Annotated in this window: 13 protein-coding genes; 8 read left to right on the top strand and 5 right to left on the bottom strand. The window is 64.7% G+C overall.

Annotated features, from left to right (window positions below; translation table 11 throughout):
• The first annotated feature begins 42 nt into the window (after positions 1–42).
• Together C0606_15075 and C0606_15070 are read left to right on the top strand one after the other, a co-directional pair.
• Positions 43–630, top strand: coding sequence for an SAM-dependent methyltransferase (locus C0606_15075; protein ID PLX36592.1), 588 nt, complete (start codon positions 43–45; stop codon positions 628–630).
• On the top strand, positions 620–1,366 hold the full coding sequence (locus C0606_15070) for a hypothetical protein (GenBank protein PLX36591.1): 747 nt from the start codon (positions 620–622) through the stop codon (positions 1,364–1,366). The genes C0606_15075 and C0606_15070 overlap by 11 nt, the downstream gene beginning before the upstream one ends.
• A gap of 82 nt (positions 1,367–1,448) precedes the next feature.
• On the opposite strand, the gene C0606_15065 is transcribed toward C0606_15070, so the two are convergent.
• The 5 genes from C0606_15065 to C0606_15045 form a co-directional block, all read right to left on the bottom strand.
• Positions 1,449–2,072, bottom strand: a complete 624-nt coding sequence (locus C0606_15065; protein ID PLX36590.1) for a septation protein A — start codon at positions 2,070–2,072, stop codon at positions 1,449–1,451.
• A 20-nt stretch (positions 2,073–2,092) separates the two neighbouring features.
• Positions 2,093–3,328 (bottom strand): signal recognition particle-docking protein FtsY, encoded by a 1,236-nt coding sequence (locus tag C0606_15060; protein PLX36589.1) that lies wholly within the window; start codon positions 3,326–3,328, stop codon positions 2,093–2,095.
• A gap of 21 nt (positions 3,329–3,349) precedes the next feature.
• On the bottom strand, positions 3,350–4,606 hold the full coding sequence (locus tag C0606_15055; protein ID PLX36588.1) for a tRNA (N(6)-L-threonylcarbamoyladenosine(37)-C(2))-methylthiotransferase MtaB: 1,257 nt from the start codon (positions 4,604–4,606) through the stop codon (positions 3,350–3,352).
• A 7-nt stretch (positions 4,607–4,613) separates the two neighbouring features.
• The gene (locus tag C0606_15050; GenBank protein PLX36625.1) at positions 4,614–5,459 is read right to left on the bottom strand and encodes a diaminopimelate epimerase; all 846 of its coding nucleotides are present in this window, start codon (positions 5,457–5,459) and stop codon (positions 4,614–4,616) included.
• Positions 5,460–5,576: 117 nt separating this feature from the next.
• The gene (locus tag C0606_15045) at positions 5,577–6,194 is read right to left on the bottom strand and encodes a L,D-transpeptidase catalytic domain protein (GenBank protein PLX36587.1); all 618 of its coding nucleotides are present in this window, start codon (positions 6,192–6,194) and stop codon (positions 5,577–5,579) included.
• 112 nt (positions 6,195–6,306) lie between these two features.
• Here C0606_15045 and C0606_15040 point away from each other — a divergent pair, with 112 nt between their 5' ends.
• From C0606_15040 to C0606_15015, 6 genes are all read left to right on the top strand, one after another.
• Positions 6,307–6,990 carry a DNA-binding response regulator gene (locus C0606_15040; protein ID PLX36586.1) on the top strand — a complete coding sequence of 228 codons (684 nt, stop codon included), beginning with the start codon at positions 6,307–6,309 and terminating at the stop codon, positions 6,988–6,990.
• Between the two features lie 23 nt (positions 6,991–7,013).
• Complete coding sequence (locus C0606_15035) at positions 7,014–7,496, top strand: hypothetical protein (GenBank protein PLX36585.1); 483 nt, start codon at positions 7,014–7,016, stop codon at positions 7,494–7,496.
• Positions 7,497–7,686: 190 nt separating this feature from the next.
• Positions 7,687–8,916, top strand: coding sequence for an aspartate aminotransferase (locus C0606_15030; protein ID PLX36584.1), 1,230 nt, complete (start codon positions 7,687–7,689; stop codon positions 8,914–8,916).
• Positions 8,917–8,930: 14 nt separating this feature from the next.
• Positions 8,931–11,594 carry a cell division protein FtsK gene (locus C0606_15025; protein PLX36624.1) on the top strand — a complete coding sequence of 888 codons (2,664 nt, stop codon included), beginning with the start codon at positions 8,931–8,933 and terminating at the stop codon, positions 11,592–11,594.
• A gap of 116 nt (positions 11,595–11,710) precedes the next feature.
• Positions 11,711–12,379 (top strand): hypothetical protein, encoded by a 669-nt coding sequence (locus C0606_15020; protein PLX36583.1) that lies wholly within the window; start codon positions 11,711–11,713, stop codon positions 12,377–12,379.
• Positions 12,380–12,934: 555 nt separating this feature from the next.
• Positions 12,935–14,146, top strand: a complete 1,212-nt coding sequence (locus C0606_15015) for a hypothetical protein (protein PLX36582.1) — start codon at positions 12,935–12,937, stop codon at positions 14,144–14,146.
• Positions 14,147–14,153: the final 7 nt, after the last annotated feature.

Here is a 14,153-nt window from a genome sequence, read left to right as displayed (position 1 = left end):
TGAGCAATTGCTCGCATCATAGCTGCATCCTCACTCAACGCAATGAAGAACCTGATGACAGACACGCTTCTTTTCTTTCGGGCCTGGCTCGGCGCACCGCTGCGCGTCGCCTCGCTCATCCCCTCGAGCGAAAGCTTGGCCGGCCTCATCACCACGGGGATCGGGCCGGACAGCGGTCCGCTTCTGGAACTCGGTCCCGGCACCGGGGTGTTCACCCGTGCGCTCCTGCAGCGAGGTGTCGCCGAGGCCGATCTGACCCTGATCGAGGCGGGGCCGGACTTCGCCGCGCTGATGAGCGACCGCTTTCCCGCCGCGCGGGTGCACAACATGGATGCCGGACAGCTGCACCGGCTGAATGAGACCGGGCCGCGGCTGCATGGCGCGGCGATCAGCGGTCTGCCGCTGCTTTCGATGCCGAAGGGCCAGGTTCTCGGGATCCTCGCCGGCTGTTTCGCGCTGCTGCGCGACGGCGCGGCGCTCAACCAGTTCACCTACGGCCCGCGCTGCCCGATCGCGCCGTCCGTACTCGCTCGGCTCGGCCTTCGGACGCAGCGGGTCGGTCACACCTATCGCAACTTCCCGCCGGCGACCGTCTGGCGGATCACCCGGAGGAAAGACCATGCGGCTTGACGGAAAACGAGCGCTTGTCACGGGCGGCACCGCCGGCATCGGGCTCGCCATCGCGCGGGCGCTGGCGGCGGAAGGCGCGAAGGTGATCCTGAGCGGGCGCGATCTGGCCCGCGCCGAGGCCGTCGCGGCCACACTGCCGGATGCCGAGGCCATCGCCGCCGATCTCTCGCGGCCGGGCGATCAGGTGCGGCTCATCGAGGAGGTGGCTGAGCGCTGGCCCGATCTGGCGCTGCTCGTCAACAATGCCGGGATGCAGGTGAATTTACCGGCGACGGGGCTCGGCGATGCCGGTCTTGCCGATCAGATGCGCGCCGAAGTGGAACTCAACCTGACGGCGCCGGCACTGCTGTCGCTCGGGCTTATGCCGGTTCTGGCGCGTCAGGACGAGGCGGCGGTGGTCAACATCACGTCGGGTCTTGCCATCGTGCCGAAGCGCACCGCGCCGGTCTATTGCGCGACCAAGGCGGGGTTGCGCAACCTGACGCGCAGCCTGCGCTTCCGCTGCGAGGATGCCGCGCCGACGGTGCGGATGATCGACGTTGTGATGTCCTATGTGGACACGGCCATGACGGCGGGGCGGTCGGGCAAGAAAATCTCGGCCGACGCGGCGGCGGCCGATGTTCTGAGTGGGCTGCGCCGTGGCCGCGATATCGTCTGGGTCGGAAAGACCCGGGTGCTGCGCTGGCTCGACTGCCTGCTTCCCGGACTTGCGACGCGGATTTTGCGGAACAGTTGAGGAGGCATCCCGACATATCGTCATCCTCCGGCTTGACCGGAGGATCGTTGCTCGGCTCGAACAATCAGCGTGCGGACGCCGCTCAGCCTTCTGCGCCGTCTTCCTCTTCCTGCTCGACCGCGTGCTTCTGCATCAGCGGGACCTGGGCGATGGCGAAGATGACGGTGAGCGGCAGGAAGCCGAAGGTCTTGAAGGTGACCCAGCTTTCCTCAGAGAAATTGCGCCAGACGGCTTCGTTGACGACGGCCATGACGAGGAAGAACAGGCCCCAGCGCAGCGTCAGCTTTCGCCAGCCCGCCTCGTCGAGGTGAAAGGCGCCATCGAACAGCTTGGCGAGGAAGTATTTGCCAAAGGCGAGGCCGCCGAGCAGCGCGACCGCGAACAGGCAATAGACGATGGTCGGCTTGATCTTGAAGAAGGTCGCGTCGTTGAGGATCACCGACAGGGTGACGAAGAAGACGACGAGGACGCCGGACACCGCCGGCATGGTCGGGATGTGCTTGTAGCGCACATAGGAGACGGCGAGCGCGATGACGGTCAGCACGGCAAGCACGACGCCGGCGACGACCAGCGGTTTGTAGGTCTCGCCGCCGATGGTGACGGGGCTCGCCAGCATGTAGGTGGCGAAGAAGACGACGAGCGGGCCGAAGTCCAGGAGGAACTTGAAGCCGGACGACGGCGTGGCGCGGTTGGTCTGGTCGGTCATGGCGCTTTCGGTGCTCGTGTTTATTCGGCGAAACCGGCGATGGCCTTGGCGAAGTCGCCGGCATCGAAGGGTTCGAGGTCGTCGACCCCTTCGCCGACGCCGATGAAATGCACCGGCAGCTTGTGCTTGGCGGCGATGGCGACGAGGATGCCGCCGCGCGCGGTGCCGTCGAGCTTGGTCATGGCAAGCCCGGTGACGCCGGCCTTGTCGCGGAAGATCTCGACCTGATTGAGCGCGTTCTGCCCGGTGGTGGCATCAAGCGTCAAAAGCACGCTGTGCGGCGCGGTCTCGTCGTGCTTCCTGATGACGCGCACGACTTTTTCGAGCTCGGCCATCAGCTCGGCCTTGTTCTGCAGCCGTCCGGCGGTGTCGATCAGAAGGACGTCGGTCGGGGTTTCCTTGGCCTCGCGCATGGCGTCGAAGACAAGGCCGGCGGCGTCGGATCCGGCATCGCGCGAAATCACCGGCGCGCCGACCCGGTCGCCCCAGATCTTCAGCTGCTCGATGGCCGCGGCGCGGAAGGTGTCGCCGGCGGCCAGCATCACCTTGTGGCCTTGCGCGCGGAACTTCGCGGCGAGCTTGCCGATGGTGGTTGTCTTGCCGGTGCCGTTGACGCCGACGACGAGGATCACATGCGGCGCGTGGCCGGCATCGACGGTGAGCGGCTGCGCGACCGGTTCGAGCACCGCCTCGACCTCTTCGGCGAGCACCTTGCGGACTTCCTCGTCGGAGATTTCCTTGTCGTAGCGGCCATCGGCGAGGCGCTCGGTGATCGCCATCGCGGTTTCGACGCCAAGGTCGGACTGGATGAGGATGTCTTCCAGCTCCTCAAGCGTCTCGTCATCGAGCTTCCGTTTACGAAAGATGGAGCTGATGCCGTCGGTCAGCGCGTGCGACGAGCGGCCGAGGCCCTTCTTCAGGCGCTGGAACCAGGAAACCTTTTCCGCCTTCGGCTCTTCCGCAGGCTCTTCGGCTGGAGCGGGTTCGGCTTCGGGTTCTGCTGCCGGCTCTTCGACATCGGGTGCCGCTTCGGCGAGAGCTTCCTCCGCCGGAGCCTCATCGACGGGTGCGGGCGATTCAGGCTCTGCGGTTTCCGCCTCGACCGGCTCGGGGATCGTCTCCTCGGGCGCGGTCTCCGTCGGAGCTTCCGCCTGCTCGATGACGCGCTCTTCGAGCTGCTCTTCAGGGGTCGCGGTTTCCTCGCCCTTGCCGCCGAACAGGCGCTTGAACAGGCCGCGTTTCTTTTCTTCCGCCATGGGTCCTCCGGCGCGCGGTCGTCAGGCCGCCTGCGCCAACAACTGGCTATGGGTGTGGCCGACGATGGTGACGGGGACGATGTCGCCCGGTGTGCCGCCGACAAGGCTTGTCTCGGTGAAATGTTCGGTGCGGCCGAGGCCGTCGCGCTCGATGAGCACGCTGCGCTTGCGGCCGACTTCGCCGGTCAGGTGTCGTTCGAAGGCGGCGTTGCCGGCCTCGCGCAGCAGCGCGGCGCGGTCCTTGATGAGCTGGCGCGGAAGCTGCGGCATGCGCGCTGCCGGCGTGCCGGGGCGCGGCGAATACGGGAAGACGTGCAGGAAGGTCAGGCCACAGGCCTCGACCAGATCGACGCTGTTGGCGAACATGGTGTCGGTCTCGGTGGGGAAGCCGGCGATGAGGTCGGCGCCGAACACCATGTCCGGGCGCAGCCGGCGCATATCCTCACAGAAACGAATTGAGTCCTCGCGGCTGTGGCGGCGCTTCATGCGCTTGAGGATCATGTTGTCGCCGGCCTGCAGCGAGAGGTGGAGATGCGGCATCAGCCGGTCTTCCTCGGCAAAGGCGCGGATCAGCGCGTCGTCGGCCTCGATGGAATCGATCGACGACAGGCGCAGCCGGCGCAGCTCCGGCACGTTGCGCAGGATGCGGCGGGTGAGCGACCCGAGGCTCGGCGCGCCGGGCAGGTCGTGGCCGTAGCTGGTCAGGTCGACGCCCGTCAGCACGATCTCGTTGTAGCCGTTTTCGACCAGGCGGCGGATCTCGGCGATGGCGGCGCCCATCGGCACCGAGCGCGAGGGCCCGCGGCCATAGGGAATGATGCAGAAAGTGCAGCGGTGGTCGCAGCCGTTCTGGACCTGGACGAAGGCGCGGGCGCGGCCTTCGAGTCCGTCGACCAGATGGGCCGCCGTCTCGCGCACCGCCATGATGTCGCCGACGCGGACCTTTTCCTCGGCGTCGAGGCCGAAGTCGGCGATCTTTTGCCAGCTTGCCGCTTCCAGCTTTTCCTGATTGCCGAGCACAAGATCGACTTCGTCCATGTCGGCGAAAGTGGCGGGCTCGGTCTGCGCGGCGCAGCCGGTGACGAGAATGCGGGCGTCCGGGTTGGCGCGCTTGGCGCGCCGGATTGCCTGGCGCGCCTGACGCACGGCCTCGGCCGTCACCGCGCAGGTGTTGACGACGACGGCGTTGTCGATGCCGGCGGCAGCGGCCTCGCGGCGCATCACCTCGGATTCGTAGGTGTTCAGCCGGCAGCCGAAGGTCAGGAAATCGATAGCCATGCCAGGGTCACGCCGCCTTTTGCCAGGTCAGCGTGTCGAGATCGATGGTGCCGGAAAACTCGGTCTCGATCGGGCCGGTCATGATGATGTGGTCGTCCGCCTCGCGCCACTCGATGATCAGCGGCCCGCCGGGCAGCGTCACGGTGACGGTGCGGCCGGTGCGCCTGGTGCGAGCGGCGGCAACGGCGGCGGCGCAGGCGGCGGTGCCGCAGGCGCGGGTCAGGCCGACGCCGCGCTCCCAGACCTTCAGCGTCAGCGCGTCGGGCGCGGTGACCTGAGCCAGCGAGATGTTGGCGCCCTCGGGGAAGATCGGGTGCTGTTCGAGCACCGGGCCGGAACGTTCCAGCTCGTAGCTCTCGACGTCGTTGTCGACCCAGAAGATCGCATGCGGGTTGCCGACATTGACCACCGACGGCGAATGCAGGGTCGGCGCGTCGATCGGGCCGATCTGCAGCTCGATCGCGCGGGTGTCGCGGAATTCTTCGGCAAGCGGAATGTCCTGCCAGCCGAACTTCGGCATTCCCATGTCGACCGAAACCATGCCGTTGTCCGAGCGGCGCGCGATCAAGAGGCCGGCGCGGGTCTGGATGGTGACGGCGTCCTTGCCGGTTTCTTCCATCAGCAGATGGCCGATGCAGCGGGTGGCGTTGCCGCAGGCGGCAACCTCACTGCCATCGGCGTTGTCGATGCGCATGAAGGCGTCGACACCGACCGGCGAGGTCTCGATGGTGATGAACTGGTCGCAGCCGATGCCGCCCTCACGGTCGGCGATGGCGCGGATCGTGTCGCGGTCGAGGCGCATGGGCGCGCGGCGCACATCGATAACGACGAAGTCGTTGCCGAGCCCGTTCATCTTCAAAAAAGAAAGCGGCCGCGTCATCTGCGCTTGTTCCGTTCGTAGGAATTTCTCGCCTCTATATGGCGGAAACCCGCGCCGATTGCCAGTGGGACCGGCGATATTGCGCGGCATTCAGCCGATTTCGATGACGCAATCGCGGCCTGCTGCGGCAAGGATGCAACGCATTGCCGGCGCGGAGATGGCAATGCAGCCCGCCGTCGGCGGAAATCCGGGCTTGGCGACATGAAAGAAGATGGCGCTGCCGTCGTTGCGTTTGCGCGGGCGCTGGTTGTGATCGAGTACCACCGAGATGTCGTAGAGGCAGTCGTCGCGCCACAGGGTTTCGCTCGAGGCTGGGTAGGGGCGGCGGACGTGGCTATTGTAGTTGCGGTCGCCCGGCGCATCGCACCAGCCGTCGTCGGGCCGGGTCGCGCGAACCGGCAATAGCGTACGGGGGCGGGACCCACGGTCGGCGCGGTAGAAGACGGCGAGCAGGCGATAGCGTCCGGCCGGCGTTGCCCAGTCGCCTTCTCGGCCTCGTCTCGTGATGCCGTTCCGGCCGATGGCGCAGGGGAAGCGCAGCGGCCCGAGTGTCAGCCAGCCCGTTCTGGCGGCCGCCGACAGCGTGCGCACACGGATAACCCGGGTCGTGGTGTCGGGGATGCTGTAAGCCTGCTGCCTCAGATTGCGGGACACGATGCGCTCACCTGTTTGTGAAGCTGATTTGACCGCGTTCGACAAACGCGGCATCTTTCAACACTCGCATTTAAGGCGTTAAAGACCCAACTATATTCGCACTGGAAGCTGTTTCATTGAGAATGACGAAACGGCAAATCGATTTAACCAAGGGCTGGGGACGAGAATGACCGCGCGCAAGATCCTGATTATCGACGATGACGACGATTTGCGCGGTGCTCTCGTCGAGCAACTTTCGCTGTACGAGGAATTCGATACCGTGCAGGCGCCGACCGCCACCAAGGGCATCCAGATGGCGCGCGGCGAGCACATCGATCTGTTGCTGATGGATGTCGGCCTGCCCGACATGGACGGGCGCGAGGCGGTCAAGGTGCTGCGCAAGGGCGGCTTCACCGCGCCGATCATCATGCTGACCGGACACGACACGGATTCCGATACCATTCTCGGCCTTGAGGCCGGCGCCAACGACTATGTGGTCAAGCCGTTCAAGTTCGCGGTGTTGCTGGCGCGGCTGCGCGCCCATCTGCGGCAGTACGAGCAGAGCGAGGACGCGACCTTTTCCATCGGTCCCTACACGTTTCGGCCGAGCGCGAAGCTGCTGCTCAACGAGCGCGGCGCCAAGATCCGGCTGACCGAGAAGGAAACCTCGATCCTGAAGTTTCTCTACCGCGCCGGCGAGAAGCCGGTGACGCGCGACGTGCTGCTGCATGAGGTGTGGGGCTACAATTCGGGCGTCACCACGCACACGCTCGAAACGCACATCTACCGGCTGCGGCAAAAGATCGAGGCGGATCCGTCGAACGCGGAGCTTCTCGTAACCGAAGCGGGCGGGTATAAGCTCGTTCCATAAGACTTTCGGGATCGGGCGGGCGCATGAGCCTCAATGACGACATCAGTGCTCTGCAGCGGGTTTCTCTGTTCGAGGATTTCGCCGACGATCAGTTGCGGCTGCTCGCCTTCGGGGCGGAAGACCGCGACCTGAGCGCCGGCTCGGTGCTGTATGAACAGGGCGATCGCGCCGACTCGGCCTATGTGGTGGTTTCGGGCGCGCTCGAGCTGTTCGGGCCCAATGACGAGCCGATCGGCCGCGCGGGGCCGGGCACGCTGATCGGCGAACTGGCGCTGATGGTCGATACCGAGCGCACCAACCGCGCGGTGGTCAACGAACGCACCCGCGTCATTCTCATTCGCCGCTCGCTGTTCCGCCGTATCCTGCAGGAGTTTCCGGACCTCGCGCGCCGGGTGCAGCAGGACTTCACGGCACGTCTGCAGGAAACGGCACGGGGCCTCGCCCGCGTGCAGGACCGGCTCGACGCACTCGACGCCGAGGCCGAATCACTTTTCTTCCGCGACTGACATTTGCCTGTGCTCGCCAGCCGCGCGGGCTTGCCATCAAAGAGCTGCGAACCGTGCGGAAATCGGGCGTATGCCCGAACCGCGCCCGCTTGGTTAAAGAACACTTAACCACCCGGCTGGTAGCGTCCATGCAGAGCGCGTTCCGCCTGCGATGGCGGGGCGCGGCAGCAATTGGAAATGCAGCGCAGTCATGTCGAGCACCGAGACATCGAGAAAGCCTGAGGCAAAGGTAGCCGGTCAGTCGCCGTTTCGTCGCCTTGCCGCGCTTCTCGACGGCATCGCGCCGGGTGTTGAGCCGACGGTCGATATGACGATCGGCGAACCGCGTCACCCGGTGCCGGATTTCGTCGCGCCGGTGCTGGCCGAACACACGGCCGAATTCGGACGCTATCCGCCGATCATGGGCAATGAGGCGTTTCGCTTGGGCGTCGTCGACTGGCTGGAACAGCGCTACGGCCTTGGTGGTTTGATCGGCAAGGAAGACGGCGTCGTCGCCCTGTCGGGATCGCGTGAGGGGCTGTTTCTGGCGGCGATCACGGCGCGCGATCTGGCGCTTGGCGATCCGAAAAAGGACACGAGCCGGCCGGTCATCCTGCTGCCGAATCCGTTCTATCACGCCTATGGCGCGGCCGCGCATGCGATCGGCGCCGAGGCGGTCTATTTCGAGGTCAGTGCCGAAACCGGCTTTCTGCCCGATCCAGCAGCCCTCGATCCCGATCTGCTCGACCGGGTCGTGTGTGCCTTCGTCGCCTCGCCGACCGCGCCGCAGGGCACGACGGCGTCGCGCGAGCTCTGGCTCGATCTGATCGCGCTCGCCCGCAAGCACCGCTTCATGCTGTTCGCCGACGAGTGCTATTCCGAAATCTACCGCGACGCGCCGCCGGTCGGCGTGCTGGAAGCGATTGCCGGCTCCGACCGCGACCTTTCCCGTGTCGTCACGTTCAATTCGCTGTCGAAGCGTTCGAACCTGCCGGGCCTGCGCTGCGGTTTCGCCGCGGGCGATCCGGCGTTCCTCGCCGAGTGGACGCGGTTCCGCAACATGGCGGGTCCTCAGGTGCCGCTGCCCGTGCAGGCGGTGGCAACCGCTGCCTTTGCCGACGAGGCGCATGTCGCGGAAAACCGGCGTCTCTACAACGACAAATTCGCCGCTGCCGAACGCATTCTTGCCGGCCGCTACGGCGCATCGACGCCGGCGGGCGGCTTCTTCCTGTGGCTCGACACGCGTGCTTTCGGGTCTGGTGAGGAGGTCGCCATGCGGCTGTGGCGCGAGGCCGGCGTCAAGGTCATACCGGGCGAATATCTTGCTGCCGTCGATGGCAGCGGCAGCAATCCCGGAACTCCGTTTATCCGCGTCGCTCTGGTCGTCTCACAGGACGAGACCGAACAGGCGCTGACGCGCATCGTGGCAACGCTTGGGTGACAGGCAACGGTTTCATGCGCGCATCCCGCACATCTCCTCCGCCCCTGATGGTCGATCGCGACGAGGATGTCTCGTTCCTGCGGCGCAATCTGTCGGTGCCGATCGGCCTCGTGATGCTGGCCGGAGTCGCGGTGCTTTCCGCCGCGCTGGCGAGCTGGTCGGTGACCGATCCGAGCCTGAACAATGCGACCGACGGGCCGGTGCGCAATCTGCTCGGCACGCCGGGTGCGCTCATCGCCGACAGCCTGATCCAGATCGTCGGTATCGGCGCGGCGGTGATCCTGCTGCCGGTCGCGGTGTGGGGCTGGCGGATGGTGTTCGGCCGCACGGTTTCGATCACCCGGCGGCGTATCGCGAGCTGGGCGCTGGCGGTGCTGCTCGCCACGGGGCTGTTTGCCGTGATTTCCCCGCCGGTGACCTGGCCGCTGCCGACCGGGCTCGGTGGTGTCGTCGGCGATTTCGTTTTGCGGCTGCCGATGGCGTTCCTCGGTGCGCCGCTGCTCGGCGTTCCGGCAATGGCCGTGGCCGCGGTGTTCGGCATCGCCGCGCTTGCCTTCTTCGTGCATGCCTGCGGCTGGCCGCAAGGGGCGCCGGCGGATGCAGCCGTCGAGGCGAAGGCGAAGAAACAGGCGAAGCGCGCCGTGAACGACAAACGCGCGGCCAAGCGCAAGGCGCAGCCGGTTGTCGACGACTACGACGATGACGACGAGGAAGAGGGCGGCCGTTTCGCGACGACCTTCGGCGCGCTCGCCCATTTCGGCCTGTCGGCGAAGACGCTGGTGCAGCGCGTGCTGTTCCGACGTCGGCGCGACGTACTGTCGGTGAAGAAGCCGCGTGCGTCGGCATCGAAGCTGAAAGAGATCGGCCGTCAGGCACGCCAGTCGATCCTCGGAGCGGAGGATGACGGGCTTGAGGAGTTCTACAAGGGCGACCGGGTCGAGCCGCGCTGGCATGGCGAGGACCGCGACGACGAGGCGCTCTATGAAGCCGACCTCGCCGACGAAGACGATCTGTTCCGTCAGGTTCCCGAGCCGGAGCCGGCCCGCGCCATGCCCGTATCGGAACCGCCGCGCACAACGCGCGTTCGGGTCGATGAGCCGGCGCCGAGCCTGAAGCCCGGCCGTCGCGTGCTGCGCGAGGCGCAGCCGGCGCTGATCAATCTGGAAGCCTACGAATACCCGCCGCTGCAACTGCTCGCCGAGCCGCAGGCGACCGGGCGCAAGCCGGGCATGAGCGCGGATGCGCTGGAACAGAACGCCCGCCTGCTCGAAGGCGTGCTGGAGGATTTCGGCGTGCGCGGCGAGATCATGGCCGTGCGCCCGGGTCCCGTCGTTACGCTCTATGAACTCGAACCCGCGCCCGGCATCAAGTCGTCGCGGGTGATCGGCCTTGCCGATGATATCGCCCGCTCGATGAGCGCGATCTCGGCCCGCGTCGCCGTCATTCCGGGCAAGAACGCGATCGGCATCGAACTGCCGAACCAGCGCCGCGAGACGGTCTATCTGCGCGAGCTGCTCGCCTCGCAGGACTTCGAGAAGTCGAAGGCCAAGCTGCCGATGTGCCTCGGCAAGACGATCGGCGGTGAGCCGGTGATTGCCGATCTCGCCCGCATGCCGCATCTGCTCGTGGCCGGCACCACCGGCTCGGGCAAGTCGGTGTCGATCAACACCATGATCCTGTCGTTGCTCTACCGGATGTCGCCGGACCAGTGCAAGCTGATCATGATCGACCCGAAGATGCTCGAACTCTCCGTCTATGACGGCATCCCGCATCTGCTGTCGCCGGTGGTGACCGACCCGAAAAAGGCCGTTGTCGCGCTGAAGTGGACGGTGCGCGAGATGGAAGATCGCTACCGCAACATGTCGAAGCTCGGCGTGCGCAACATCGACGGCTACAACACCCGCGTCGCGCAGGCGCTGAAGAAGGGCGAGGTGATCTCGCGCACGGTGCAGACCGGGTTCGACCGCGAGACCGGCGAGGCGATCTACGAGGAAGAAGAGCTCGATCTGCAGCCGATGCCCTATATCGTTGTGATCGTCGACGAGATGGCCGACCTGATGATGGTCGCCGGCAAGGACATCGAAGGCGCGATCCAGCGGCTGGCGCAGATGGCACGCGCCGCCGGCATCCACATCATCATGGCGACGCAGCGCCCCTCGGTCGACGTCATCACCGGCACCATCAAGGCGAACTTCCCGACGCGCATCTCGTTCCAGGTGACGTCGAAGATCGACAGCCGCACCATTCTCGGCGAGCAGGGCGCGGAGCAGCTGCTCGGCATGGGCGACATGCTCTACATGGCCGGCGGCGGGCGCATCCAGCGCGTGCACGGTCCGTTCGTCGCCGATGGCGAGGTGGAGGACATCGTCGCCCATCTGAAGTGCCAGGGCTCGCCGGAGTATCTCGATCAGGTGACCAACGAGGACGAGCAGGAGCCGAGCCAGTTCGAAATGCTGTCGAGCGGTGATGACGACTCCAACGATCTCTACGACAAGGCCGTCGCCGTCGTTCTGCGCGACCGCAAGGCCTCGACCAGCTACATCCAGCGCCGCCTGTCGATCGGCTACAACCGGGCGGCCTCGATCATCGAGCGGATGGAGCAGGAAGGCGTGGTCGGTTCTGCCAACCATGCGGGCAAGCGGGAAATCCTCGTGCCCGAGCGTGAAGAGTACGACTGATAAATCGGCTCCGCCGGTCGCAAACTCGCCATAGAGGCGTGCGACAGGACGGGGAGAAAATGAGCAGCGTGCGCTTTGCGCCGCGCGCCAGAGACACGACCAGACGGAGACGACGCATGTTCGCCCGCACCCGCATTCTTTCCCTGCTGCGCCCGATGACCATGGCGCTCGTTGTTGCCGCCTTCTCCGCGGCGGTCAGCCTTGCCGGCGCGCAGCCGGCGGCGGCCAATCTCAACGAGGAGCAGAAGGAAGTTCTCGGCAAGATCAACGACTACTTCAACGGCATCCGCACCATGCAGGGCGACTTCGTGCAGTTCGCGCCGAACGGCTCGCGCACCGAAGGCACCTTCCACCTCGCCCGCCCGGGCAAGGTGCGGTTCGAATATGCCAAGCCGGCGCGCATGCAGATCGTCGCCGACGGCGAGTCGGTCGCCGTGGTCGACACGCGGCTGGCGACGCAGGACGTGTGGCCGCTCAACAAGACGCCGCTGCGCTTTCTGCTCGCCGATCACATCGACCTGACCGCCGACGCCAAGATCACCAATGTGGTGGTCGAGCCGGATCTCGTCACGATCACCATCGAGGAAGAGAGCGCCTTTGGCGACGGCAAGCTGACGCTGATGTTCGACGGGCGCACCCACGAACTGAAGCAGTGGACCGTCACCGATGCGCAGGGCGACACCTCCGTCGCGATCTACAATGTGGAAACCGGCAAGCCGGCGAGCGACAAGCTGTTCCGCATCAACTACCGCCACTTCATGCTCGACCGCGGCCGCACGAAATAGGGTCGTGGAGCGGTGAGGGTGGCGACTTACGGTCGTCAGCGCGCGTTTAGAGCGGGCAGAACACTCGAAAGCGGTTCCGTTGGGGGCCGTTTTTTTGTTTTGGGTGCACTGGGGTAGAGGGACGATGGGGACATGTCGGGTTGGCGGAGGGTCGGCAATGGGTTTTCGCGCCGACGTGGCTTGATCTGGCACTTCCGGGACCTCTTGCACGCGCCATCCTCCGGCTTGACCGGAGGATCGGTCCGCCATGCGCAATGCATCGGCGTTTCTTGAACCGGCGAGGGTGTCCGTTCGGCTCGAAACGCACCGCCGGAGCGTGCCGAGAGCGATCCTCCGGTCAAGCCGGAGGATGACGCAGGTTGGGGATGGGACCGGAGGATGGGTGGCTAAGGCCGGTGCAATGATGGTTGCGCTCGCTAACGGGAGGTAGTCGACCGTACGGGGGCGAAGGGCCGTTGAGTGGTACTGGGAGCTTGTGTCTCGCATTCGGCCGGTTCGGCGATATGCTTCGCTAAAGGAGTCGCGAATCCAAAGAAACGAGGAAAGTGGTGTCCGATGGAACCCGATGAGGTGATTGCCGAACTCAGAAATGCAACCGTTGGAATGGCGATCTTGAACTCTCGGGAAGCGCGTGATGTAGACGGGACGGCTCGTTATTGGTTCGAGTTTGACCGGCACCCGAGATTTGAGAGGCTATCGAAATATTTTTCCGAGATTCCCAGATTTCAGAAGTTCGATGAGAACCACGTACACGGCATTGCCTCGATTGGCGCTCCATTCACTAGAATGGATCTATTTAGATGGGTGGTGCGCCGGGCTGTCGAGACGGATCCGGAAGGCGCGATGGCCGACGTGTTTCGCTACTTAAAAAACGAGAAGGTCCGGGCGTATCGCATCGTTCTGGTGGAGGGGCTTTATTGCGGAAGCTCCGATGAAAACGCGTCATTTGCCAATGACATCAAGATAGTCCATCGCATGCATGCCCCTGTCCGAGCCATTCGTGACAACTGGATACAGAGCGCCGAACTGTTCGGCGTAAGTGATTACTTGGTTTGTCAGGAATTCTCTGTCAATCGGCATATCCGAGACGCTGCGGCATGGCCGAACCGGCACACGGCCGATGATTTCCCTGTGATCGAGCACTTGGAGGATCGTATAGCGTTGCTTTCCCTCATCTCCCGTCGAGGGTTGCAGATAGCTGCTTCGGCTGTCATTCAGGCGGATGAAGTTCCGCGCGCAAACGACAATATTACCTACGCTCTCCATTCCCGCAGAACACCCGTCTATTTGGATTCCCCGATCATCGGATTTGATCCTCAACGAGCGGAATTGCGCTACAAAAAATTCGCTGCGCTGAATACAAAATGGCGCAAGAAACTTCGTATCCCCATGGCGAAGCTCAATGATTGTCTTTCGGAAACAGGCGTGGTTCAGCGCGCGATCGACCTTCGAACGTGCCTTGAAGCCCTTTTTTTGGATGGCTCTAAGGAGGGCGAATATAGATATCGATTGTCTTTGCGGGCAGCTTTTTATGCAGCAGAAGAGATTTTGGATCGCCGGGAAATTTTTGAAGCGGTGAAGCGTTGGTATGATTTGGGGTCGGAGGCTGTGCACAGTGGATCGTTGAATCTCAAGGATGGGGACTATCAGAAATTTGAGATTGTGACAGGTGCGGTAAGGACAGCATTGCTGAAGCGCATCGACGGCGAGACACCAGATTACGATAATTTGATTATTGGCAACGGCCTTCCAAATGCTCTCGACTAGTTACCAA

This window comes from Hyphomicrobiales bacterium, from assembly GCA_002869065.1.
In the GTDB taxonomy this organism is placed as follows: Bacteria; Pseudomonadota; Alphaproteobacteria; order Rhizobiales; family Rhodobiaceae; genus Rhodobium.
Note: the sequence above shows the minus strand (reverse complement) of the source record. Positions and strands in the feature narration are given on the sequence as shown.

Excerpts from the sequence above, each read along its gene's own strand:
- C0606_15075 (PLX36592.1), top strand. The coding sequence starts at position 43 with ATGAAGAACCTGATGACAGACACGCTTCTTTTCTTTCGGGCCTGGCTC.
- C0606_15070 (PLX36591.1), top strand. The coding sequence starts at position 620 with ATGCGGCTTGACGGAAAACGAGCGCTTGTCACGGGCGGCACCGCCGGC.
- C0606_15065 (PLX36590.1), bottom strand. The coding sequence starts at position 2,072 with ATGACCGACCAGACCAACCGCGCCACGCCGTCGTCCGGCTTCAAGTTC.
- C0606_15060 (PLX36589.1), bottom strand. The coding sequence starts at position 3,328 with ATGGCGGAAGAAAAGAAACGCGGCCTGTTCAAGCGCCTGTTCGGCGGC.
- C0606_15055 (PLX36588.1), bottom strand. The coding sequence starts at position 4,606 with ATGGCTATCGATTTCCTGACCTTCGGCTGCCGGCTGAACACCTACGAA.
- C0606_15050 (PLX36625.1), bottom strand. The coding sequence starts at position 5,459 with ATGAACGGGCTCGGCAACGACTTCGTCGTTATCGATGTGCGCCGCGCG.
- C0606_15045 (PLX36587.1), bottom strand. The coding sequence starts at position 6,194 with ATGCCGCGTTTGTCGAACGCGGTCAAATCAGCTTCACAAACAGGTGAG.
- C0606_15040 (PLX36586.1), top strand. The coding sequence starts at position 6,307 with ATGACCGCGCGCAAGATCCTGATTATCGACGATGACGACGATTTGCGC.
- C0606_15035 (PLX36585.1), top strand. The coding sequence starts at position 7,014 with ATGAGCCTCAATGACGACATCAGTGCTCTGCAGCGGGTTTCTCTGTTC.
- C0606_15030 (PLX36584.1), top strand. The coding sequence starts at position 7,687 with ATGTCGAGCACCGAGACATCGAGAAAGCCTGAGGCAAAGGTAGCCGGT.
- C0606_15025 (PLX36624.1), top strand. The coding sequence starts at position 8,931 with ATGCGCGCATCCCGCACATCTCCTCCGCCCCTGATGGTCGATCGCGAC.
- C0606_15020 (PLX36583.1), top strand. The coding sequence starts at position 11,711 with ATGTTCGCCCGCACCCGCATTCTTTCCCTGCTGCGCCCGATGACCATG.
- C0606_15015 (PLX36582.1), top strand. The coding sequence starts at position 12,935 with ATGGAACCCGATGAGGTGATTGCCGAACTCAGAAATGCAACCGTTGGA.